We start from the raw sequence: 21465 nt of genomic DNA on the forward strand, positions 1-21465 counted from the left end.
CTCGCCCGAGCCTGGCTACGGGTGATCTGGCGCTGCTGGAACGACCAGACCACCTACCAGCCCGAGCGCCACGGCGGCCTCCAGACCCTGCTCCCAGCCGCCCCGGCTTGACACAGGGCTCTCAGGCGTCCCCGCGGCCCGCCATGGCCGCTGCGGCGAGGGCCTTGACGCCCGGCACGTCGGCGGCCGGCTCGATCTCCGCCCACACCGCCGACCGGGTCAGCGCGCGGGAGCAGTGCACGAAGCAGTCGGTGACCTCGACGACGAGCGCCAGCGGCGGCGGCTCGTCCCACAGCCCCAGCACGGCGGGGTCGTCGACGACGCGCGCGTGGCCGGAGACCCGCAGCACGTGCGTCACGCCGGGCACGAGGAACAGCAGGCCCGTCCCCGGGCGCTCCACGACGTTGCGCAGGGTGTCGATGCGTCGGTTGCCGGGCCGTTCGGGCAGCGCGAGCCGCCGCCCGTCGTCGAGCACGCGGACGAAGCCCGCCCGGTCGCCGCGCGGTGAGACGTCGAGTCCGCCGTCCGCCCGCCCCGAGGCGAGCACGACGAGGGGCGCGGCGGCCACGAACTCCGCGGCGGTCGCGTCGACCCGGTCCCCGACCTTCGCGACGGCGAGCGGGTGCGGCTCGTCCACCACCGCGCGCAGGTCGGCCTCCGAGGCGAACCCGCACCCGGCGTCGGGAAGGGCGTCGCCCGCGTCGGGCACGGGCGCGGGCGGCGTGACCCGGTGCCGGCCGACCGGGACGACGAGCGGGGTGCCCGACACCGGGTCGGGGACGACGCGCGCCGGGATGCCGAAGACCCGCTCGACCGTGGTCTCGGTGACGACCTCGGCCGGGGTGCCCTCGGCGACGACGGCGCCGTCGCGCATCGCGACGAGGTGGTCGGCGTAGCGGGCGGCGAGGTCGAGGTCGTGCAGCACCACGGCCACCGTCGTGCCCTCGCCGAGGTTCCGGTCGACGAGCAGGTCGAGGACCTCGACGGCGTGGGCCATGTCGAGGTACGTGGTGGGCTCGTCGAGCAGGAGGGTCGGGGTGTCCTGGGCGAGGACCATCGCGATCCAGACCCGCTGGCGCTGCCCGCCGGAGAGCTCGTCGACGGGGCGGTCGGCGAGCTCCGCGACCCCGGTCGCCGTCATGGCGCGGGCGACCGCCGCGTCGTCGGCGGCGGTCCGACCGCCGAACCAGCCCTGGTGCGGGGAGCGGCCGCGCTCGACGAGGTCCGCGACCGTGATGCCCTCGGGCGCGACCGGGGACTGCGGCAGCAGCCCGAGCCGGCGGGCCAGCTCGCGGGCGGGCAGCTCGCGGACGTCGGTCTCGTCGAGCAGCACCCGCCCGGCCGCGGGGGCGATGAGCCGGCCCAGGCCGCGGAGCAGCGTCGACTTGCCGCACGCGTTGGGGCCGACGATCGCCGTGATGCGGCCGGTGGGGAGGCGCACCGACAGCCCGTCGACGACGACGCGGTCGTCGTAGCGCAGGGTGAGACGCTCGGCGCTCAGGCTCATGTCGCTCCTCGTGTACGGGACCGGGCGAGCAGCCACAGCAGGTACGGGGCCCCGACGACCCCCGTGACCACGCCGACCGGCAGCGGGACGTCACCGAGCAGGTGGCGGGCGATCAGGTCGGCGGCCAGCACGAGCAGGGCCCCGACCAGGGCGGCGTGGGGCAGCGAGCCCCGGCCCGGTCCGGCGAGGCGGGCGGCGACCGGCCCGGAGACCAGGGCGACGAACGAGACCGGTCCGGCGACGGCGACCGCGGCGGCCACCAGGAGCACCCCGACCGCGAGCAGGGCGAGGCGGGCGCGCTCGACCGGGAGGCCGAGGGCCGCCGCGGCCTCGTCCCCGAGTTCGAGGCGCGGCAGGGCGCGGGCGGCCACGAGCGCGAGCGGGACGAGGACGGCGACCGCGACGAGCAGCGGGGTGGTGGCGGCCCAGGTCACGCCGTTGAGGCTGCCGGTGAGCCACAGCAGGGTCTGCTGGGCGGTGGTGAGGGAGGCCGTCGTCATCAGCCAGGAGACGACGGCGAGCAGCGCGGACCCGATCCCGACGCCGATGAGCACGAACCGGACGCCCTGCAGACCGCCTCCGGGGCCGCCGCGCCGGGCGAGGACGACGATCAGCGTCGCGGTGCCGGCCGCCCCGATGACCGCGGCGGCGGAGACCCCGGCCCCGGAGAGGCCGAACAGGGTGAACGCCGTGACGGCGGCGGCGCTCGCCCCGGCCCCGACGCCGATGACGTCCGGGCTGGCCAGGGGATTGCGCAGCAGCCGCTGGAAGAGCGCCCCCGCGAGGCCGAGCGCGGCACCGACGGCCAGCCCGGCGAGGGCGCGGGGGAGCCGGAGGCGGGTGACGACGAACTCGACACGGGCCGGGCCGGCGCCCACCAGCGAGGTCAGCAGGTCGCCCGGGGGGATCGGGTAGTCGCCGAGCGACACCGTGGCCAGGAACGCGAGGACCACCGCCGCGGCGAGGACGGCCCCGACCAGCCCGACCCGTCGTCGGGAGCGGGAGCGGGCGGACCGCAGGGCCGCGAGCGCGGAGCCGGGCGCGATCGTGGGCGCGGTCGAGCCCGGCCGGGCTCCGCTCCGCTGCGTCTGCGTCACCGGACGAACCGTTTCCGGCGCACGAACCAGACGAAGACCGGCGCGCCGAGCACGGCGGTCACGATGCCGACCTGGACCTCCCGGGGTGCGGCGACGAGCCGGCCGACGACGTCGGCGACCAGCAGCAGCGTGGGGGCGGCGAGGGCGGCGAGCGGGAGGAGCCGGCGGTGGTCCGGGCCCGCGAGGGCACGGACGACGTGCGGGACGGTCAGCCCGACGAAGGCGATGGGCCCGGCGACGGCCGTGGCCGCCCCGGCGAGCACGACGAGGGCGACGCCGCAGACCGCGCGGTCGCGCCGGACGTGCCGGCCGAAGGACCGGGCGACGTCGTCGCCCAGGGCGAGGGCGTTGAGCGTCGGACCGCAGAGCAGGGCCAGGGCGAGGCCCGCCGCGACGAAGGGTGCGGCCTGCGCGGCGATGCCGAGGTCGCGGCCGGCGAGCGAGCCGACCTGCCAGAAGCGGTAGTCCTCGAAGGCGTTCGGGTCGGTGAGCAGGATCGCCGTGGTCACCGACCCGAGCCCGGCGGTCAGGGCGGCGCCGGCGAGCGCGAGGGTGGCGGGGGAGGTGGCCGAGCGCCCGCCCACCCCGGCGACCCCGGCCACGACGACCGCCGCGAGCCCGGCGCCGACGAAGCCGAACCAGACGTAGGCGGTCAGCGAGCGGATGCCGAGCAGCCCGATCGCGAGCACGACGGCGAGTGCGGCGCCGGTGTTGAGGCCGAGGATGCCCGGCTCGGCGATGGGGTTGCGCGTCAGTCCCTGGGCGAGCACCCCGGCCGGGCCGAGGGCGAGCCCGGCGAGCAGGCCGATCACGGTGCGCGGGAGGCGGACCTCGGTGACGATCAGGTGGTCGGCGTTCGTCGGGTCGAACGCGGCCAGCGCGTCGAGCACCACCGACGGCGGCAGCGCCCGCGGGCCGATCGCGAGGCTCGCCACCACGGCGGCGAGCAGGGCGGCCGCCACGAGCAGCGTCGTGGCCGTGCCCGAGCCGCGGCGGGTGCGGGGCGGCCCGGGGGCGACGACGGTGCTCGCGGTCACGGCAGCAGGCTCACGGCGATCGGGCTCACGGCTTCGCGACCGCCGCCGCGATCGGCGCGACGATCCGGTCGAGGGCGTACAGCTGCCCCGGCACCGAGGAGCTCGCGAAGGCGTTGGACAGGGCCTCGTCGTCGAGCACGATCCCGCGGCCGGCGGCGACGGAGGGCACCGTGCCCCAGAGCGGGTCGCCGGTGATGTCGGCGGCGTTGCCGCTGATGGCCTGCATGATCGTGACCCGCGCGTCCAGCAGGGTCATCTGCTCGCGGCTGACGGGCACCGAGAAGTTCTCCGTCGGGATCGCCTCGACCGCCGGGGAGTTGACCAGCCCGAGCTCGCGGAGGAACTCGACGCGGCCGGTCCGGCCGACGTAGGCCGCGTACTCACCGAGGGTGTTCTTGGCGCCGGAGACCACGGTCGCGCCGTTCAGGGCCGGGTTCTGCTCGCGGGCCTGGGCGAACCTCGCCTCGAGCTGCGACTGCAGGCCGGCGGCCTCCTGCGACTTCCCGAGCGCCGCGCCGACCATCCGGAGCTGGTCGCGCCACGGCGTCAGGTAGTTCTCACCGCCGGCCGGGATCCCGACGACCGGCACGCCGAGCTGCGCGAGCTGGTCGTGGCGCTCGCGCGTGCCCGAGGCGCGGGTGTCGAGAACGAGGTCCGGCTGCAGGGCGGCGACCTGCTCGAGGTCCACCTCGAGAGTGCCGAGCTTCTGCGGCGGCGTGGTGTAGCGCTGGGTCACCCACGGGCCGAGGCCGTCGCCGCCGACGGCGAGCCAGTCCGACGCGCCGACCGGCTGCACGCCCAGGGCCAGCGCGGTCTCGGCGTCGCTCCAGCCGAGCGCGACCACCCGCTGCGGGGCCTGCGGCACGGTGACGTCGCCGAAGGCGGTCGGGATCGTGACCGGGAACGTCCCGTCACCGGCCGGTGCGGCCGGGGCCTGCTCCGAGGAGCCCGACGAGCACCCGGCGAGCAGGGCGACGAGCACGGCGACGACGGCGACGAGCGATCTACGCACCGGGGACCTTTCGGACAGGACGAGTGAGGTGCGCCTAACCTAACTGCTGCGCCCGCCGCGTGGGGCACGCGGGTGACGTGGCAGGTCGCACGCCGGTTCGGTCCCGGGCCTTCTCATCGCCCCGCCGCACCGCCAGGCTGCAGGGGTGGACACGCGACGTTGGACCGAGGCGGTCGAGGCCGACGGCCGCGAGCTGGGCCGGCTCTGCCGCGCGCGACCCGACGCGGTGGTCGAGAGCTGCCCGGACTGGACGGGCGCCGACCTCCTCGCGCACGCCGCCGGGTTCTGCCGCACCCTCGGCGAGCTGTTCGCGGGCGGGCGCGACGCGCGCGAGCCCGCCGTCGAGGTCCGGCGCGACGACGCCCTGGCCTCCTACGACGACGACCTCGCCGCCCTCCTGCGCCTCCTCGCCACGACCGACCCGGCCGCACCCGTCGTGAACTGGAGCGTGCGCGCCGACGACGCGGCCTACTGGTACCGGCGGGCCGCCCACGAGTTCGCGATCCACCGCTGGGACGCCGCCACCACCGCCGACGGCGAGCCCGCCCCGGTCCCCGCCGACCTCGCCCGCGACGGCGTCGCCGAGTTCTTCGAGGCCTTCGTCGCGACCGCCTTCGGCTACGGCCGGATGCCGTCGAAGGACGCGACGGTGGTCCTCGAGCTCACCGACCTCGACGAGACCCTGCGGTACGACCTCCCGAACCCGGGCGAGGAGACGGTCCTGCGGGGGACCGCGTCGGACGTCGTCCTGGCCCTCTGGCACCGTCGCGACCCGCTGGCCCTGCACACGGGCGGCGACGCCACGCTGCTGCGGTCCTGGCCGCACATCTGAGGGGGAGGACCATCGACGTCGAACGGGCCAACGCCGCGCGGATCTACGACTACTTCCTCGGCGGGGCGCACCACTTCGAGGCCGACCGGGTGCAGGCCGAGCGCATCCTCGCCGGCAACCCCGACATGGCCCACACCTGCCGCGCGAACCGCTCCTACCTGGGCCGCGTGGTCCGCTGGTGCACCGCGCACGGGTACGACCAGTTCCTCGACCTCGGGTCCGGCATCCCGACGGTCGGCAACGTGCACGAGATCGCGCCCGCCGCGCGCGTGGCCTACGTCGACGTCGAGGCGGTCGCGGTCGAGTACGCCCGCGAGCTGACCGCCGACCTGGACGCCGTCACGGTGGTCCAGGCCGACCTCACGGTGCCCTACCGGGTCCTGGAGGCCGCCGGGGCGCACCTCGACCTGCGCCGACCCGTCGTCGTGCTGGCGATCGCGGTGCTGCACTTCGTGGACGACGACATCGCGGCGGTGCTCGGCGCCTACCGCGACGCCACGGTGCCCGGCAGCGTCCTCGCGATCAGCCACGGGAGCGCCGACCACGACGACCCGGCGCTCGCGGCCCGCACGCGCGCCATCCAGGAGGGGTACCGGACGAGCGCGTCGCCGGTCCACCTGCGCGACCGGTCCGTCCTGGCCCGGGCGGTCGCGGGCTACGACCTCGTCGAGCCGTCGATGGTCGACATCGTGGCGTGGCCGGAGTCGACCGGCGAGGAGGCGGTCGGCGCCTACGCGCTGGTCGGACGCAAGGTCTAGGCCCCCGGGGTCGGCAGTCCGCCCGCCTCCTGCACGGCGTGCACGCGCGCGGTGTCGGCGGGGGTCCAGCCCGGCGGCGGGACGATGTCCATCCACGCGTCGAGCGACTCCGGCCCGTAGTTGTGGCCGTGCCCGAACGGCACCTCCTGCGCGCGGATCATGTCCATCGTGACCTGCCAGAACGTGACGAGCGGGTACCACCGCACGGTCGGCAGCACGTCGTCGCCGCGCGGTTCGGCCAGCCAGTCCGGGCGCTGGAACAGCAGCCGCGGCGACCACCAGACCACCGGGTCGCTGGGGTGCTGCAGGTAGACCGTCCGCGGCGCGGGCCAGGGCGCGGGCGGGGTCGACGCCAGGCCCGGCGTGGCCGAGCCGCCCCCGAACCGCACCTGCCGCCCGTTCCCGACGACGGGTCGGGTCTCCGGGGTGCCGGGGTCCCGGCCCGCGACGAGGGAGCGCCACAGCGGCGAGGCGTTCGGCGGGCCGTTCCACAGGGCGCCGTCGCGGACCCGGTCGACGGAGTCGAACGCGGCCTGCGACCCGAGCGCGCCGAGCGACTCCCCGAACACCACCACCTGCGGGCGCGGCCGACCGGGCGGCAGCGCGTCGACGGCGGCGCGCACCGCGTCGTACATCGTGGTGCCGGCGGCGGCGACCCGGTCGCCGTCGAGCAGCAGCGACAGCGCACTCGGCATGAGCGAGTACTGGCTGGTGACGACGGCGGTGTCCCCGCCCCAGGCGAGCTCCAGCGCGTCCACGGCCTCGGCGTCGACGAAGCCGGTGCCGGTCGTCGTCAGGACCGCGATCACCGGCCGGTCGAAGGCGCCGGTGCGGCGCAGCTCCTCGACGGCCAGGCGCGCCCGCTCGGCGGCGTCCGAGGAGCTGCCGAGCCCGACGTACACCCGGATCGGCGTCACGGCGGGACGGCCGGAGGCCTCGGCCAGCGCGGCCGACGTCGGCCCCGACGAGACGAACGTCCGCCCGCCCCGGCCGAGGGACGGCCAGCTCAGCAGGGAGGCGGGGGAGCCGGAGCGCAGCGGCGAGGTGGGCTGCGTGGCGCCACCGAAGGTGCCCTCGTCCTGCTTCGCGAAGGCCGGGTCGAGCGCGGCGCGGGCCGGGTTGACCCCGGGGATGCCGGCCACGGAGACGAGGGCGAGCGCGAGGACCACGACCGCGAGGCCCACCACGACCCGCCGGGGCCACCGCGGGAGCGCCCGGACGCCCCGCACGATCGCCACCAGCACCGCGAGCACACCCACCGCGACCGGGACCGCGAGCAGCCAGTCCGCGACCGTGGGCGCCCGGACCCCGAGCAGCGCCGCCTGCGCGACCTGCGCGCGGTGGCCGGCGACCAGCGCCAGCACGACGACGGGGACGAGCACCATGGCGAGGAGCACCCAGCCCAGCGCCCGGGCGACGGGGGAGGGGGACGCACGCCACCACCGCCGGCCGAGCCGCGCGAGCGCGACGCCGAGCAGGTAGCCCGCCGCGAGCATCACCCCGCTCACCAGCCCCTGGAAGAACCCGGTGCGGGGGATGAGCGTCGGGGTGCACGCCAGGGACGCGAGGGCGACGCCGAGCGTCAGGCCGAGCGGATGCAGCGACCAGCGGCGTCGGACGGGGTGCGGGGGCACGGCCCGCAGTCTGCCCGCCCGACGATCACCGGCCCGCGTGACCGGCCGCCGCCGCGCCGGTCGCGACGACGGCGAGCCGCACGGCCCGGGCGGTGACCACGGCGTGGCGGGCGGCGGCGGGGACCCCGTCGACGGTCGCGATCTCGGTGGCCCGCCGCCGCAGCGCGCGGCGCGGCCCGCCGACGATCCCGGGGAGGGCGCCGCCGGCGTCGAGCAGGGCGGCGAGGGCGGCGTCCCGGTCGGTCGGGGCGGCCCCGTCGAGCAGCGTCGCGCGGAGCCGGGCGACGAGGGCCGCGCGTCGGGCGGGGTCGGCGGAGGGCCAGTGCGGGTCACGGACCGGGAGCGCGACCCGGCGTCGGGCCGCGGTCACGGCCCCGGCGGCGACCAGGTGCGTCATCACCCGCTCCACCGACCCGGGTCGCAGCGCGGCGAGCGCGGCAGGGACGGTAGCCGCGTCGGGCATCCGGTCGAGGGCCACGTCGAGCACGGGCTCACCCGTGCTGATGCGGTGCAGGACCTGCACGTGCGACCGACCCGGCGCGAGGGCCACCCGGCCGGCGAGCACGAGGTCGACGAGCTGCGCGCCGCCGAGCAGCCGGGGCAGCGTCGAGCGCGTCACCAGCCGTCGTCCGGACGGGGCGTGGAGCAGCAGCGCCAGCTCGTCGGTGACGGTCACGACGACGATGCTCCCGGCCGGGGAGGTCGCCCCGGCACCGACGAAGGTCCACCCGTGTCCGACGAAAGTCGGTCGAGCACGGCCGCGACCACCGCCTCCGGGCCGTCCTCCTGCACCAGGTGCCCCGCGTCGGGCACGAGCTGCAGCCGCGCCCCGGGCATCCGGGCGACGAGCTCGTGGGCCCGCTCCACCGGGATCCAGGCGTCCCGCTCGCCCCAGAGGATCGTCGGCGCCACCCGCAGCTCCGCGTACCGGTCCTGGATCTCGTCGGTGTACCGGTCCGACATCTGCGCGATCTGGCGGTAGAACGCCGGCTGCCCGACCGGTCCGGTCCACGGCGCCAGGTAGGCGTCCATCTCCGCGGCCGACAGGGTGCGGTGCACCGCCCCGGCGACGTAGGCGCGCAGCACGGCCTCGTGGACGTAGCCGGGGAGCTCGGCGTACGCGTCGGCGTGCCGGCGTGCGGCCTGCACGAGGTCCGACCCGTGCGGCGAGAGCGCCACCGGGTCGATCAACGTCAGCGACCGGTAGTCCCGCCCGTGCAGCAGGTGGGCCCGCAGCGCGCTCGCCCCGCCGAAGTCGTGCGCCACCACGTCCGGGCGGTCGAGGCCCCAGTGGTCGAGCAGGGCGCCCAGCAGCTCGGGCTGCACCCCGAGCGACACGTCCTGGCCCGGTCGCTGCGCGGAGCGGCCGTAGCCGAGCAGGTCGAACGCGTACACCCGCCGGTGCCGGGCGAGGTGCGGCGCAATCCGGCGCCACACCACCGAGGAGAACGGGGTCCCGTGGAGGAGCACGAGCGGGTCGCCCGTCCCGATCGCTCCCCACGCGACCGCGTCGCCCCGGAAGTCGAACCGCTCCGTAACCGGAAACATGAGATGTAAGGTTAGTCCGGTGGACCGGTTCGTGGGAGGGCACCCGGCGCTCGACTTCGTGAACACCGCCGACGGCACCGGTCCCGTCCGCGCGTCCGAGCACCTCCCCACCTGGGACGCCGTGCTCGCCTGGTGCCGCGACGCGGGCCTCGTCGACCCCGCCGAGGACGTCCCCGCGCCCGCCGACCCGGCGTCGGCGCTCGCCGCGCTCCGGGCGTTCCGCGAGGACCTCCACGCCTTCCTGACGGCGGGTGGCCGGGCCGGGGCGGTCCGCGCGGCGGTGGTCGCGGCGCACGCCCGCAGCCGGCTCGACCCGTCGTCGGGCTGGACGGTCCCCGTCGCCGAGCACGGGGCCGACGTGCCGGCCCTGCGGATCACGCTCGCCGTCGGGGCCCTGCTCGCCGGGCCGGACCTCGCGCGCGTGTCGCGGTGCGGGCGCTGCTCGTGGGTGTTCCTCGACCCCTCGCCGAGCCGGCGGCGCCGGTGGTGCTCGATGGCGACCTGCGGCAACCGGTCGAAGCAGGACCGGCTACGGCAGCGGCAGTGACGCGACCCAGTACTCGGCGAAACGGCCGTCGGCGACGCGCAGCAGGTCGTTGCCGACGAACGTGACCGGGTTCCCGTCCTGCGCCCCGCGGCCCCGCCAGCGGCCCGCCACCAGGTCGCCGTCGACGAGCGGGCCGACCTCGATCACGAAGCTCAGGACGTCGAGCATCCCGTGCGTCTCGTCGATGATCGCGGCGAGCTCGGCCGGGCCGTGGACGTCCCGGTCGGGCCAGTGGCCGACGAAGTCGGGCGTCACGAGCTCGGCGGCCACCTCGACCGAGCCGTTCCACAGCTCGTCGATCCAGCGGCGGTAGAGCTCCCGCGCGTCCATGGTGCGCACCCTGCCAGCTACCGGGGCCGCTCGGCGAACCAGCCGACCCAGCGGCGCTGTCCCGGCGTCTCCACGGCGCGCCGGTGGTGGTGCGCCCGGACCCAGGCCACGGCCTCGTCGGGACCGAGCCCGTCGAGCGTCGCCAGGCACGCGAGCACGGTGCCCGTGCGCCCGATCCCGCCGCCGCAGGCGACCTCGACGAGCTCCGTGGCCGACCGCTCGTGCAGCGCCTCGATCGCCGTGGCGGCCTCGTCGGGATGGCGCGGGCTGCGGAAGTCGGGCCAGACGAGCCAGCGGCGCGGCCAGGTCATCCCGGCGTCGTGCCGGCGGGCCGCGCGGCGCGACCCGAGGTAGAGGCCGAAGGCGGGCGGCTCCGCCGGCGGGACCCGCAACGACCGCGCCTGCACGGTGCGGCCGCCGGGCAACGTGACCATCGACGGTGCCGCCTCTCCTGTCACCGGGGTTCGGGGAAGGGGAGCACGCCGAGAGGGCACTGCTCGCACCGGGAGGTGTCTCAGATCAGGTCGCGCCCGCCGGGGTCGCCCGAGGTGAGCACCGAGTGGATCTCCTCCTCGACGCCCTCGCCGGCCACGAACAGCATCTCGTCGCCGGGCTCGAGCGGGTCGTCGGACTGCGGCACGATCACCCGGCCGCCGCGCAGGATCGCGACCAGCGCGGCGTCGGCGGGCAGCGGGACGTCGCGGACCGGCCGGCCCGCCAGGGCGGTGTCCGCGGGCAGCGTGACCTCGACGAGGTTCGCCTTGCCCTGGCGCAGCGTCAGCAGCCGGACCAGGTCGCCGACCGAGACCGCCTCCTCGACCATGGCGGCGAGCATGCGCGGGGTCGACACCGCGACGTCGACGCCCCAGGACTCGGTGAACAGCCACTCGTTGCGCGGGTTGTTCACCCGCGCCACCACGCGGCGCACCGCGAACTCGGTCTTCGCGAGCAGCGAGACGACGAGGTTGACCTTGTCGTCGCCGGTCGCCGCGATGACGACGTCGCAGTTCTGCACCTGCGCGTCCTCGAGCGAGGCGACCTCGCAGGCGTCCGCGTGCACCCACTCGGCCTGCGGCACCGCCTCGGGCGCCACCTCCGCGAGGTCGCGCTCGATGAGCATCACCTCGTGGCCGTTCTCGATCAGCTCGGCGGCGATGGAGGTGCCCACCGCGCCGGCCCCGGCGATCGTCACGCGCATCGGTCTACCCCCGCTCCGCCGGTGCCGTCAGGGCGGCGGTGGTCACCGCGGCGACGGTGCCGCTGACCGCGGCCGCGTACACCACGTCGTCGGCCTGGATGACCGTGTCCGGGCGCGTCAGCACCCCGGTGCCGAACCGCACGATGAACGCGACCCGGGACCCGGTGGCCTCCTCGAGCGCGGTCACCGGGTGGCCGGACCAGTCCTCGTGGAACGGCAGCTGCATGATCGCGACCGTGCCGGACGGGTCCCGCCAGGCCGTCGCGACCCCGTCGGGCAGCAGCATCCGCAGGAAGCGGTCGGTGGTCCAGGGCACCGTCGCGACCGTGGGGATGCCCAGCCGCTCGTAGACCGCGGCGCGCTTGGCGTCGTAGATGCGGGCGACGACGGTCTCGACGCCGAAGGTCTCGCGCGCGACCCGCGCGGAGATGATGTTGGAGTTGTCCCCCGAGGACACCGCGGCGAACGCCTGCGCGCGGTGGATGCCGGCCGCCGTCAGCACCTCGCGGTCGAACCCGACCCCGACGATCTCCTGGCCGTGGAAGTCGCTGCCCAGCCGGCGGAAGGCCTGCGGGTCCCGGTCGACGACGGCGACCTCGTGGCCGAGGCGCTCCAGCGACAGGGCCAGCGCGGACCCCACGCGGCCGCAGCCCATGACGACGACGTGCACACGACCTCCGGTCGGCTCACCAGCACATGACGCGCGCACGGTATCCCGTGCACCCACCGATCCCACGGCACCACCCGCTCGGCCTACGCTCTGCGGGTGCCCAGGCTCGCGACCGCGGCGAAACGTCTCGTGCTCGGACTGCCCTTCCGCAGCGACGAGCTCTCGGGCACGTTGCTGCGCAAACGCATCGCGCTGCCCGTGTTCGCCTCGGACGCCCTCTCCTCCGTGGCCTACGCGCCGCAGGAGGTGCTGATCACCCTCTCGCTGGCCGGCCTGGGGGCCTACGTCTTCTCCCCGTGGGTCGGGTTCGCGGTCGTGGTGGTGCTGACCACGGTCGTGGTCAGCTACCGGCAGAACGTCCACGCCTACCCCTCGGGCGGCGGCGACTACGAGATCGCGACGACGAACCTCGGCAGGTACGCGGGGCTGACCGTGGGGTCGGCGCTGCTGGTCGACTACACGCTGACCGTCGCGGTCTCGGTCTCGTCGGCCGCGGACAACCTCGGCGCCCTCATCCCGTTCGTCGGCGAGCACAAGGTGCTCTTCGCGGTCCTCGCGATCGGGGCGCTCACCGCGGTCAACCTGCGGGGCGTGCGGGAGTCGGGCATCGCCTTCGCGATCCCGACCTACTGCTTCATCGTCGCGCTGGCCGGCATGATCGTCGTCGGGGTGGTCCGGCTCCTGCTCGGCCACGACCTGGTGGCCCCCAGCGCGGGCTTCGACGTCCGCGCCGACGCCGACCACCAGCTCTCGTCGCTCGCGCTGATGTTCATCGTGCTGCGCTCGTTCACCCAGGGCTGCGCGGCCCTGACCGGCGTCGAGGCCATCTCGAACGGCGTCCCGGCCTTCCGCAAGCCGAAGTCCCGCAACGCCGCCACCACGCTCGCGCTGCTCGGCCTGATCGCCGTCGTCATGTTCGGCGGGATGCTCGCCCTCGCGCGCGCCACCGGCGTGAAGATGGCGGAGTCCACCGACCAGCTCGTCGGCGCCCCGCCCGGCTACAAGCAGGAGACGCTGATCGCGCAGCTCGCCGAGACGATCTTCTCGGGCTTCCCGCCCGGGTTCTGGGCGGTCACGATCTTCACCGCGCTGATCCTCGTGCTGGCCGCGAACACCGCCTTCAACGGCTTCCCCGTGCTCGGCTCGATCCTCGCGCAGGACCGCTACCTGCCCCGCCAGCTGCACACCCGCGGCGACCGGCTGGCCTTCTCCAACGGCATCCTGTTCCTCGCGTTCTTCGCCATCGTGCTCGTCGTCGGCTTCTCCGCCGAGGTCACGGCGCTGATCCCGCTCTACACCGTCGGCGTGTTCGTCTCCTTCACGCTCTCCCAGCTCGGGATGGTGCGGCACTGGAACCGCCTGCTCGGCACCGAGACCGAGGACGAGTCGCGCAGCCGGCTGCGGCGCTCGCGGCTGATCTCCGGCTTCGGCGCGGGCATGACCGGCGTCGTGCTCGTCGTGGTGCTGGTAACGAAGTTCCTCGTCGGCGCCTGGATCGCGATCGTCGCGGGCGGGCTCGCGTTCCTGCTCATGCTCTCCATCCGCCGCCACTACGACCGCGTCGCCGAGGAGATCGCCGCCCCCGACGTGATCGACGCCGTGCTGCCCAGCCGCAACCACGCGATCGTGCTGGTCTCGACGGTGCACAAGCCGACGCTGCGGGCGGTGGCCTACGCCCGGGCCACCCGCCCCGACGTCCTCGAGGCGGTGACGGTCAACGTCGACGACGCCGACACCCGCCGGGTGACCTCGGACTGGGAGCGCCGGAACCTCCCGGTGCCGCTCAAGGTCCTCGAGTCGCCCTACCGGGAGATCACCCGGCCGATCCTGCAGTACGTCAAGCGCATCCGGACCGACAACCCGCGCGACGTCGTCACCGTCTTCATCCCCGAGTACGTGCTCGGGCACTGGTGGGAGCAGCTGCTGCACAACCAGAGTGCGCTACGCCTCAAGGGACGGCTGCTGTTCCAGAAGGGTGTCATGGTCGTGTCCGTGCCCTGGCAGCTCGAGTCGTCCCACCGGCTCGCCGCCCCGCGCCCGCAGGGCGCCCCCGGGCTCGCCCGCCGCGGCTACGAGGCGCCGCCGGGCAACGGCGTCCGTCCCGGCTCCACGTCCGCGCCGCCCAGCGGCGCCGAGCGGGCGGACGCCCGATGACCGGGGGAGACGCAGCGTCGCGGAGCGCGACGCGGGAGGCCGACGTCCCGACGGCGGGTGGCACGTCCGAGCGGCCCGACTGGACCGACCGCATGCTCGACGTCGAGGTGGGCGCGGTCGCCCACGGCGGCCACTGCGTGGCCCGGCACGAGGGCCGGGTCGTCTTCGTCCGGCACGCACTGCCCGGCGAGCGGGTGCACGCGGTGGTCACCGAGGACCACGGCGGGTCGTTCTGCCGCGCCGACGCGGTGACGGTGCTCGAGGCGGCGCCCGGCCGGGTCACCCCGGCCTGCCCCTGGGCCGGCCCCGGCGGGTGCGGCGGCTGCGACTGGCAGCACGCCGACCACGACACGCAGCGCGCGCTCAAGGCGGCCGTGGTCGCCGAGCAGCTGTCCCGGCTCGCGGGCATCGAGCGCGACGTGGAGTGCGAGGCCCTGCCCGGCGGCCCGCTCGGCTGGCGGACGCGGATGCGGATGGCGGTCACCGACGACGGCCGGCCCGGCCTGCGGGCGCACCGCAGCCACGAGGTGCTGCCGGTCGGCGACTGCCCGATCGCGGTGCGCGGCGCCCTCGACCCCGTCCTGGCCCACACCTGGACCCCGACGGCGGAGATCGAGATCGTCGCCGACGCCGCGGGGCAGACCCACGCGACCGAGCTGTTCGAGGGCGCCCGGCAGCTCGAGATCGGCTCCGGCACCGCCCACGAGCACGCCGCGGGCCGGGACTGGACGCTGCCCGCGCCCGCGTTCTGGCAGGTCCACCCCGGGGCGGCGGACGCCGTGGTCGCGGCCGCTGTCGAGGGCGTCGGGGAGCTCACGTCCGACGACGTGGTGTGGGACCTCTACGGCGGGGCCGGCCTGATCGCGGCCGCCCTCGCGGGGCGCGCCGGCACCGTGGTCGACGTGGAGTCCGACCCCGACGCCACCGCGGCGGCGGGCGAGAACCTCGCCGACCTGCCCGCCGCCCGCGTCGTGCGCGGCCGCGTGGAGAAGGTGCTCGACCCGCTCGCCCGCACCACCCCGCCCGACGTCATCGTGGCCGACCCGCCCCGCAAGGGCCTCGGGCGCGAGCTCGCCGCCCGGATCGGTGCCGTGGGGGCCCGCCGGATCGTGCACGTCGCCTGCGACCCGGCCGCGCTCGCCCGGGACGTCGCCGCCCTCGGCGAGGCCGGCTACACCCTCACCGACCTGCGGGTGTTCGACGCCTTCCCGATGACCCACCACGTGGAGTGCGTGGCGACACTCGTCGCGGCCGGGTGACGGGCGTGGTCCCCGACGGCGGCTCGCTCGTGTCGCTCGGGCTGGTGCCCGCGGGGCCGGTCAGCTTCCTCGACGGCGTCGCGCTGGTCGACCACCACTGCCACTCGGTGATGGCCGACGACCTCGACCGGCCGGGCTTCGAGTCGCTGCTCACCGAGGGGACGGGTCCGGCGCCGGGCCTGTCCGCGTTCGACTCCCGGCTCGGCTTCTCGGTGCGCCGCTGGTGCTCGCCGGTCCTGGGCCTGCCGCCGCACGCGCCGGCCGAGGACTACGTCGCCCGCCGCGCGGAGCTGGGCGCGGAGGCGGTGTCCCGCGCGATGCTGCGCGCCGCGGGCTCGGGGGTGCTGCTGGTCGACCACGGCTTCGCCGCCGACGGGCTGCTCGACCTCGACGCGCTCTCCGAGGCGGCGGGCCTGCCGGTCGGCGAGGTGGTGCGCCTGGAGGCCGTGGCCGAGCAGGTCGCCGACGCCGGGGTGGACGCCGCCGGGTTCGGTGACGCGGTCGCGGCCGAGGTCGCCCGCCGCACCGACCCGGCCCGCCGTCCCCTGCCGGTGGCCTGCAAGACCGTGCTGGCCTACCGCGCCGGGCTCGACGTCGACCCGCGTCGCCCCGACCCCGCCGCCGTCGCCGCCGCGGCGGACACGTGGCTGGCCCGGCGGGCCCGCGACCGCGCGCCGCTGCGCGACCCGGTGCTGCTGCGCCACGGCCTCTGGGCGGGCCTGGACACCGGCCTGCCGCTGCAGCTGCACACCGGGTTCGGCGACGCCGACGAGGACCTCCACCGGGCCGACCCCGCCCTGCTCGTGGGCCTCGCCCGCCTCGTCGAACCCCTCGGCGTGCCGCTCATGCTCCTGCACACCTACCCGTACCACCGCCAGGCCGCGTGGCTCGCGCAGGTGTTCTCGTGCGTCTACACCGACGTCAGCCTGGCGGTCCCGTACGTGGGGTCCCGGGCCCCCGAGGTGATCGCCGAGATGCTGGAGCTGGCACCCTTCGGCAAGGTGCTCTACGCCTCGGACGCCTACGGGCTGCCCGAGCTGCACCTGCTCGGCGCGCTGCGTTTCCGGGCAGCCCTCGGCGGCCTGCTCGAGCACCTCTGCGCGACCGACGAGTTCTCTCCCGCCGACGCCGAACGGGTGGCCACCATGATCGCGCGCGACAACGCCCTGCGGATCTACCCGCGGATCCCCGCGTGACGGTCGAGGTGCCGATCTCCGGTGGACCGCACGTCCCGGACGGCGGGCCCGCGCGCGGCCCCGGGCCCGTCCCGGTCCCGGCGGCGCTGACGCAGGCGCTGGAGGCGGAGCTGCCCGCCGCGGTCGCCCTGCGCCGGGCCCTGCACCGCGAGCCGCGCGTCTCCGGCGACGAGACCGACTCGCGCGACGCCGTGGCGGAGGCCCTCGGCCGCACCCTGGAGCCCGTCGCGGGCACCGGCGGGCTGCTGCGGCTCGGCGGCCCCGGACCCGCCGTCGCCGTCCGCGGCGAGCTCGACGCCCTCCCCGTGCACGAGGACACCGGCCTGCCGTTCGCCTCCCGGCGCGACGGGGTGGCCCACGTCTGCGGCCACGACGTCCACACCGCCGCCCTCGTCGCGCTCACCCGCGCGGTGGCCGCGACCCCGGACCTGCTCGCCGCGCCGCTGCTCGCCGTGTTCCAGCCGCGCGAGGAGGCCGCGCCCAGCGGTGCCGCCGACGTCGTCGTCGACGCGGCGTTCACCGCCCACGACCCGGCCGTGATGCTCGGCGTGCACGTCCAGCCCGAGCTGCCGCGCGGCGTGGTCTCCGCCCGCCCGGGCCCGGTGAACGCCTCGGCCGACGAGATCGAGATCACGGTCACCGGCCGAGCCGGCCACGGCGGCTACCCGCACCGCACCCGGGACCCCGTCCTCGCGGTCGCCGCGGTCGTCGTCGCGCTGCAGCAGATCGTCGCCCGCCGGGTGAACCCGCTCGAGGCGGCCGTCGTGACGATCGGGCAGATCACGGCCGGGAGCGCCCCCAACGTCGTGCCGGGCGGGGCCACCGCCCGCGGCACGGTGCGTGCCCTCGACGCCGACCGCGACGCCGTCCTCGCGGCGGTCACCGAGGTCGTGGAGCACACCGCGGCCGCCCACGGCTGCACCGGTGAGGTCGCCGTGGTGCCGAACGAACCCGCCGTCGTGAACGACGACGCCCTGACCGCGGCGATCGCGGCGACGCTGGGCGGCCGGCGCGGCGCGGAACGGGCGGCGCCGACGGGGCTGCGGCTGGACACCGGCTTCCGCTCGTGTGGCGCGGACGACTTCTCGCACTACTCGGCGGCGGGCATCCCCTCCACCATGCTGTTCGTCGGCACCGCCGAGCCCGACGCGGTCCCCGGGCACGCCCCCGGCCTGCACCACCCGGCGTTCTCGCCCGACGACGCGATGGTGGGCGAGGTCGCACGCGCCCTGCTCGCCGCCGTCGTGGCGGCGGGCCAGACTCTGCCTGCCAGCCACGCTCCCCAGCGCCCGAGCCCCGACGGAGGGACCTCGTGACCGAGATCCGGCACTTCTCGACCGCCTTCCTGCGTGACCCCCTGCACGTCGCCGCGCTCTTCCCGAGCTTCCCCCCGCTGTGCCGGCAGGCCATCGCCCCGCTGCCCGAGACCGGCGACCCCGTCGTGCTCGACCTCGGGGCGGGCACCGGCTCGGTCACCGACGAGATCCAGAAGCGGCTGCGGGGCCGCGGGCGGCACATCGCCGTCGAGATGGACGAGGACATGGCGGAGGTGCTGGCGCGCCGGCACCCCGACGTCGAGGTGATGTGCACCGACGCCCACACCGCGGTGGAGAAGCTGCTGGCCGAGGGCGTCCGCGTCGACCTCTCGGTGTCCGGTCTCCCGTGGCTCGCCACGGCCCCGAAGGACCGCTCGATCTTCCCGCTGCTCGCCCGCGCGGCCGCCCCGGGCGGGGCCGTGACGCAGCTCGCGCACGCCTGGATCCGCTTCTTCCCGACGGCCAAGCAGGTGCAACGCAACCTCGAGGCCACCTTCGAGGAGGTCGTGGTCAGCCGGACGGTGTGGCTGAACGCGCCGCCGGCCGTGGTCTACGTCGCGCGGCGGCCCCGGACCAGCTGAACGGGCCTGCGGACCACGGCGGTCTCCGTAGACTGGCCGCCGTGAGTCTGCTCCAGCGCGTCCGAACCCCGGCCGACCTGCGGTCCCTGGACGCCGGCGAGGTGGACGCCCTCGCGGCGGAGATCCGGGGTTTCCTGATCGACAAGGTGTGCCGCACCGGCGGACACCTCGGCCCGAACCTCGGGGTCGTCGAACTCACGCTCGCCCTGCACCGGGTGTTCGACTCGCCGCGCGACGCCCTGCTGTTCGACACCGGGCACCAGAGCTACGTCCACAAGATCGTCACCGGCCGCGCCGGGGAGTTCGACGGCCTGCGCCAGGGTGGCGGGCTCTCGGGCTACCCGAGCCGCGCGGAGTCCGAGCACGACCTCGTGGAGAACTCGCACGCCTCCACCGCCCTGTCCTGGGCGGACGGCCTCGCGAAGGCCGACCAGCTGCTCGGGCGCGACCGCGCGGTCGTCGCGGTCGTCGGCGACGGCGCGCTGACCGGCGGCATGAGCTGGGAGGCGCTCAACAACATCGCGGGCTCGGACCGGCCCGTCGTCATCGTGGTGAACGACAACGGCCGCTCGTACGCCCCGACCATCGGCGGGCTCTCCGAGCGGCTCTCGACACTGCGCCTCGCGCCGCGCTACGAGGACGTCCTCGAGCACGGCCGCCGGGCCCTGCAGCGGATCCCCCTGGTCGGGAACACCCTGTACTCGGCGATGCACGCCGCCAAGGCGGGCGTGAAGGACGCGTTCACACCGCAGGCCCTGTTCTCCGACCTCGGCCTGAAGTACGTCGGCCCGGTCGACGGGCACGACACCGAGGCGCTCGAGGTGGCCCTGCGGGCCGCGCGCGACTTCGGCGGGCCCGTGATCGTGCACGCGGTGACCGGCAAGGGCCGCGGGTTCGCCTCGGCCGAGCAGGACCTCGCCGAGCAGATGCACGCCGTCGGCGTGATCGACCCGGAGACCGGGCTGCCCGTGGGGCCGAAGCCGCGCAGCTGGACCGCCGAGTTCACCGACACCATGCTCGAGCTCGGCCGCGAGCGCTCGGACGTCGTCGCGATCACCGCGGCCATGCCCGGCCCGACGGGGCTCGCCGCGTTCGGCGAGGTCTACCCCGAGCGCCTGTTCGACGTCGGGATCGCCGAGCAGCACGCCCTGACCTCCGCCGCGGGCCTCGCGCACGGCGGCCTGCACCCCGTCGTGGCGGTGTACTCGACGTTCCTCAACCGCGCGTTCGACCAGCTGCTCATGGACGTCGCCCTGCACCGCGAGCCGGTCACCGTGGTGCTGGACCGCGCCGGGGTCACCGGCGACGACGGCGCCTCGCACAACGGCATGTGGGACCTGTCGGTCATGGGCATCGTGCCCGGCCTGCGGGTCGCGGCCCCCCGCGACGCCGTGAGCCTGCGCGAGGAGCTCCACGAGGCGGTCGACGTCGCCGACGGCCCCACCGCGCTGCGCTGGTCCAAGGGCGCCGTGCCCAGCGAGGTCCCCGCGCTGCGCCGGCTCGGGCCGGCGACCGGCCCCGGCGGGGTCGACGTGCTCGCCGAGCCCGGCCGCCTCTCGCGGGCGGCCCCGCGCCCCACCGCCGTCGAGCGCCTCGAGCGGGACCCCGACGACGCCCCGCCGCAGGTGCCCGACGTGCTGCTCGTGTGCGTCGGCGCGTTCGGCCAGCTCGGCGTCGAGGCCGCCGACCGGCTCACCGCGCAGGGCATCGGCGTCACCGTCGTCGACCCGCGCTGGCTCCAGCCCGTCCCGGCCGCGCTGCTCGACCTCGCCGCGTCGCACCGCCTCGTCGTCACCGTCGAGGACGGCGGGCGCCACGGCGGCTTCGGCTCGTCGTTCGCCGACGCGCTCTCCGAGGCCGAGATCGACGTGCCGGTGCGCCGGATCGCGCTCGCGCAGGAGTTCCTCACCCACGACAGCCGGGGTGCGCTGCTCGCGGCGGCCGGGCTCACCGACCAGGACGTCGCGCGGCGGGTCACCGAGTGGGTCGCCGCGGCGCGCGGCGGCGACGAGGCGGCGCTCACCCGGGACGAGAAGTCGGCCTCCTGAGTCCGACGGGTTGCCCCCAGCTGATTCTCAGCGTCCGTTCAGGGGTGCGGTGGCAAGGTGGATGACGTGCGCATTCTGATCGTGGAGGACGAGCAGGCCCTGGCCGACGCGCTGGCGCGCGGGCTGCGGCGCGAGGGGATGGCCGTCGACGTCGCCTACGACGGCGACAGCGGGTCGGAGAAGGCGTCGGTCACGCGGTACGACGTCGTCGTGCTCGACCGCGACCTGCCCGGGAGGTCCGGCGACGACCTGTGTGCCGAGATCGCGGGCGGCGTCACGCGGGTGATCATGCTGACCGCCAGCGGCACCCTGCGCGACAAGGTCGCCGGGCTCGCGCTCGGCGCGGACGACTACCTCGCGAAGCCGTTCGACTTCCCGGAGCTGGTCGCCCGCATCCGCGCCCTGGGCCGCCGTGCCGTCCCGGCCACGCCGCCGATCCTCGAGGCCGCGGGCGTGGTCCTCGACCCGGCGAAGCGGACCGTCGTGCGCGAGGGCAGCACGGTCGACCTCACCCGCAAGGAGTTCGGAGTCCTCGAGGTGCTCATGGCCGCCGGTGGCGCGGTCGTGTCCTCGGAGGAGCTGCTCGAGCGGGTGTGGGACGAGAACGCCGACCCCTTCACCACCACCGTGCGGGTCACCGTGATGACCCTGCGCAAGAAGCTCGGCGAGCCCGGCATCATCGACACCGTCGTGGGCTCGGGCTACCGCGTCCGCAGCGACGCCCACGCGGGCGTGTAGACC

21 protein-coding genes are annotated in these 21465 nt (G+C 76.0%); 10 read left to right on the plus strand and 11 right to left on the minus strand.

From position 1 onward, the window contains the following. Positions 1–121: 121 nt before the first annotated feature. The 4 genes from LN037_RS33545 to LN037_RS12845 are packed head-to-tail and all read right to left on the minus strand — an operon-like array spanning position 122 to position 4653. Positions 122–1507: an MSMEG_1061 family FMN-dependent PPOX-type flavoprotein gene (locus LN037_RS33545; RefSeq protein WP_308286141.1), complete on the minus strand. Its 1386-nt coding sequence runs from the start codon at positions 1505–1507 to the stop codon at positions 122–124. Next, positions 1504–2604: a FecCD family ABC transporter permease gene (locus tag LN037_RS12835; RefSeq protein WP_230752996.1), complete on the minus strand. Its 1101-nt coding sequence runs from the start codon at positions 2602–2604 to the stop codon at positions 1504–1506. Before LN037_RS12835 ends, LN037_RS33545 begins: the two co-directional genes overlap by 4 nt. Continuing rightward, positions 2601–3641, minus strand: a complete 1041-nt coding sequence (locus LN037_RS12840) for a FecCD family ABC transporter permease (RefSeq protein WP_230752998.1) — start codon at positions 3639–3641, stop codon at positions 2601–2603. Before LN037_RS12840 ends, LN037_RS12835 begins: the two co-directional genes overlap by 4 nt. A gap of 25 nt (positions 3642–3666) precedes the next feature. Beyond that, complete coding sequence (locus LN037_RS12845; protein ID WP_230752999.1) at positions 3667–4653, minus strand: iron-siderophore ABC transporter substrate-binding protein; 987 nt, start codon at positions 4651–4653, stop codon at positions 3667–3669. Between the two features lie 145 nt (positions 4654–4798). Here LN037_RS12845 and LN037_RS12850 point away from each other — a divergent pair, with 145 nt between their 5' ends. Together LN037_RS12850 and LN037_RS12855 are read left to right on the plus strand one after the other, a co-directional pair. Beyond that, a complete protein-coding gene (locus tag LN037_RS12850; protein WP_230753001.1) occupies positions 4799–5485 on the plus strand; it encodes a maleylpyruvate isomerase family mycothiol-dependent enzyme in 687 nt (228 codons plus the stop codon). 11 nt (positions 5486–5496) lie between these two features. Next, positions 5497–6243 carry an SAM-dependent methyltransferase gene (locus LN037_RS12855; RefSeq protein ID WP_308286148.1) on the plus strand — a complete coding sequence of 249 codons (747 nt, stop codon included), beginning with the start codon at positions 5497–5499 and terminating at the stop codon, positions 6241–6243. On the opposite strand, the gene LN037_RS12860 is transcribed toward LN037_RS12855, so the two are convergent. From LN037_RS12860 to LN037_RS12870, 3 genes are read right to left on the minus strand one after another with little or no spacing between them, the layout of a single operon-like run. After that, positions 6240–7877, minus strand: coding sequence for an alpha/beta hydrolase (locus tag LN037_RS12860; protein WP_230753002.1), 1638 nt, complete (start codon positions 7875–7877; stop codon positions 6240–6242). The genes LN037_RS12855 and LN037_RS12860 overlap by 4 nt on opposite strands. 25 nt (positions 7878–7902) lie before the next feature. Next, entirely contained in the window at positions 7903–8553 is a 651-nt protein-coding gene (locus LN037_RS12865) for a GOLPH3/VPS74 family protein (protein ID WP_230753005.1), read from the minus strand. Then, positions 8550–9425, minus strand: coding sequence for an alpha/beta fold hydrolase (locus LN037_RS12870; protein ID WP_230753006.1), 876 nt, complete (start codon positions 9423–9425; stop codon positions 8550–8552). Before LN037_RS12870 ends, LN037_RS12865 begins: the two co-directional genes overlap by 4 nt. Positions 9426–9444: 19 nt before the next feature. Between LN037_RS12870 and LN037_RS12875 the strand changes: the two genes are divergently transcribed. Further along, positions 9445–9972: a CGNR zinc finger domain-containing protein gene (locus tag LN037_RS12875; protein ID WP_230753008.1), complete on the plus strand. Its 528-nt coding sequence runs from the start codon at positions 9445–9447 to the stop codon at positions 9970–9972. Here the strand turns inward: LN037_RS12875 and LN037_RS12880 are convergent. From LN037_RS12880 to LN037_RS12895, 4 genes are all read right to left on the minus strand, one after another. After that, complete coding sequence (locus LN037_RS12880; RefSeq protein WP_230753010.1) at positions 9955–10302, minus strand: ester cyclase; 348 nt, start codon at positions 10300–10302, stop codon at positions 9955–9957. The genes LN037_RS12875 and LN037_RS12880 overlap by 18 nt on opposite strands. Positions 10303–10319: 17 nt before the next feature. Then, positions 10320–10736: a protein-tyrosine phosphatase family protein gene (locus tag LN037_RS12885; RefSeq protein WP_230753011.1), complete on the minus strand. Its 417-nt coding sequence runs from the start codon at positions 10734–10736 to the stop codon at positions 10320–10322. A gap of 80 nt (positions 10737–10816) precedes the next feature. Beyond that, entirely contained in the window at positions 10817–11500 is a 684-nt protein-coding gene (locus LN037_RS12890) for a potassium channel family protein (RefSeq protein ID WP_230753013.1), read from the minus strand. Positions 11501–11504: 4 nt separating this feature from the next. Next, complete coding sequence (locus LN037_RS12895) at positions 11505–12170, minus strand: potassium channel family protein (protein WP_230753015.1); 666 nt, start codon at positions 12168–12170, stop codon at positions 11505–11507. A 96-nt stretch (positions 12171–12266) separates the two neighbouring features. On the opposite strand from LN037_RS12895, the gene LN037_RS12900 reads away from it, so the two are divergent. The 7 genes from LN037_RS12900 (at position 12267) to LN037_RS12930 (ending at position 21462) form a co-directional block, all read left to right on the plus strand. Then, positions 12267–14324, plus strand: a complete 2058-nt coding sequence (locus tag LN037_RS12900; protein ID WP_230753017.1) for an APC family permease — start codon at positions 12267–12269, stop codon at positions 14322–14324. 92 nt (positions 14325–14416) lie between these two features. Next, positions 14417–15583 (plus strand): class I SAM-dependent RNA methyltransferase, encoded by a 1167-nt coding sequence (locus LN037_RS12905; RefSeq protein ID WP_230753661.1) that lies wholly within the window; start codon positions 14417–14419, stop codon positions 15581–15583. Then, positions 15580–16779, plus strand: a complete 1200-nt coding sequence (locus tag LN037_RS12910; protein ID WP_308286142.1) for an amidohydrolase family protein — start codon at positions 15580–15582, stop codon at positions 16777–16779. Before LN037_RS12905 ends, LN037_RS12910 begins: the two co-directional genes overlap by 4 nt. Beyond that, positions 16776–18095 (plus strand): M20 metallopeptidase family protein, encoded by a 1320-nt coding sequence (locus LN037_RS12915; RefSeq protein WP_230753020.1) that lies wholly within the window; start codon positions 16776–16778, stop codon positions 18093–18095. Before LN037_RS12910 ends, LN037_RS12915 begins: the two co-directional genes overlap by 4 nt. Then, positions 18092–18676, plus strand: a complete 585-nt coding sequence (locus LN037_RS12920; protein WP_230753023.1) for a class I SAM-dependent methyltransferase — start codon at positions 18092–18094, stop codon at positions 18674–18676. The genes LN037_RS12915 and LN037_RS12920 overlap by 4 nt, the downstream gene beginning before the upstream one ends. A gap of 41 nt (positions 18677–18717) precedes the next feature. Further along, positions 18718–20724: a 1-deoxy-D-xylulose-5-phosphate synthase gene (dxs, locus tag LN037_RS12925; RefSeq protein WP_230753026.1), complete on the plus strand. Its 2007-nt coding sequence runs from the start codon at positions 18718–18720 to the stop codon at positions 20722–20724. 66 nt (positions 20725–20790) lie between these two features. Continuing rightward, positions 20791–21462 (plus strand): response regulator transcription factor, encoded by a 672-nt coding sequence (locus tag LN037_RS12930; protein ID WP_230753028.1) that lies wholly within the window; start codon positions 20791–20793, stop codon positions 21460–21462. The last annotated feature ends 3 nt before the right edge of the window (positions 21463–21465 follow it).

This window comes from Actinomycetospora soli, assembly GCF_021026295.1.
Lineage (GTDB): Bacteria > Actinomycetota > Actinomycetes > Mycobacteriales > Pseudonocardiaceae > Actinomycetospora > Actinomycetospora soli.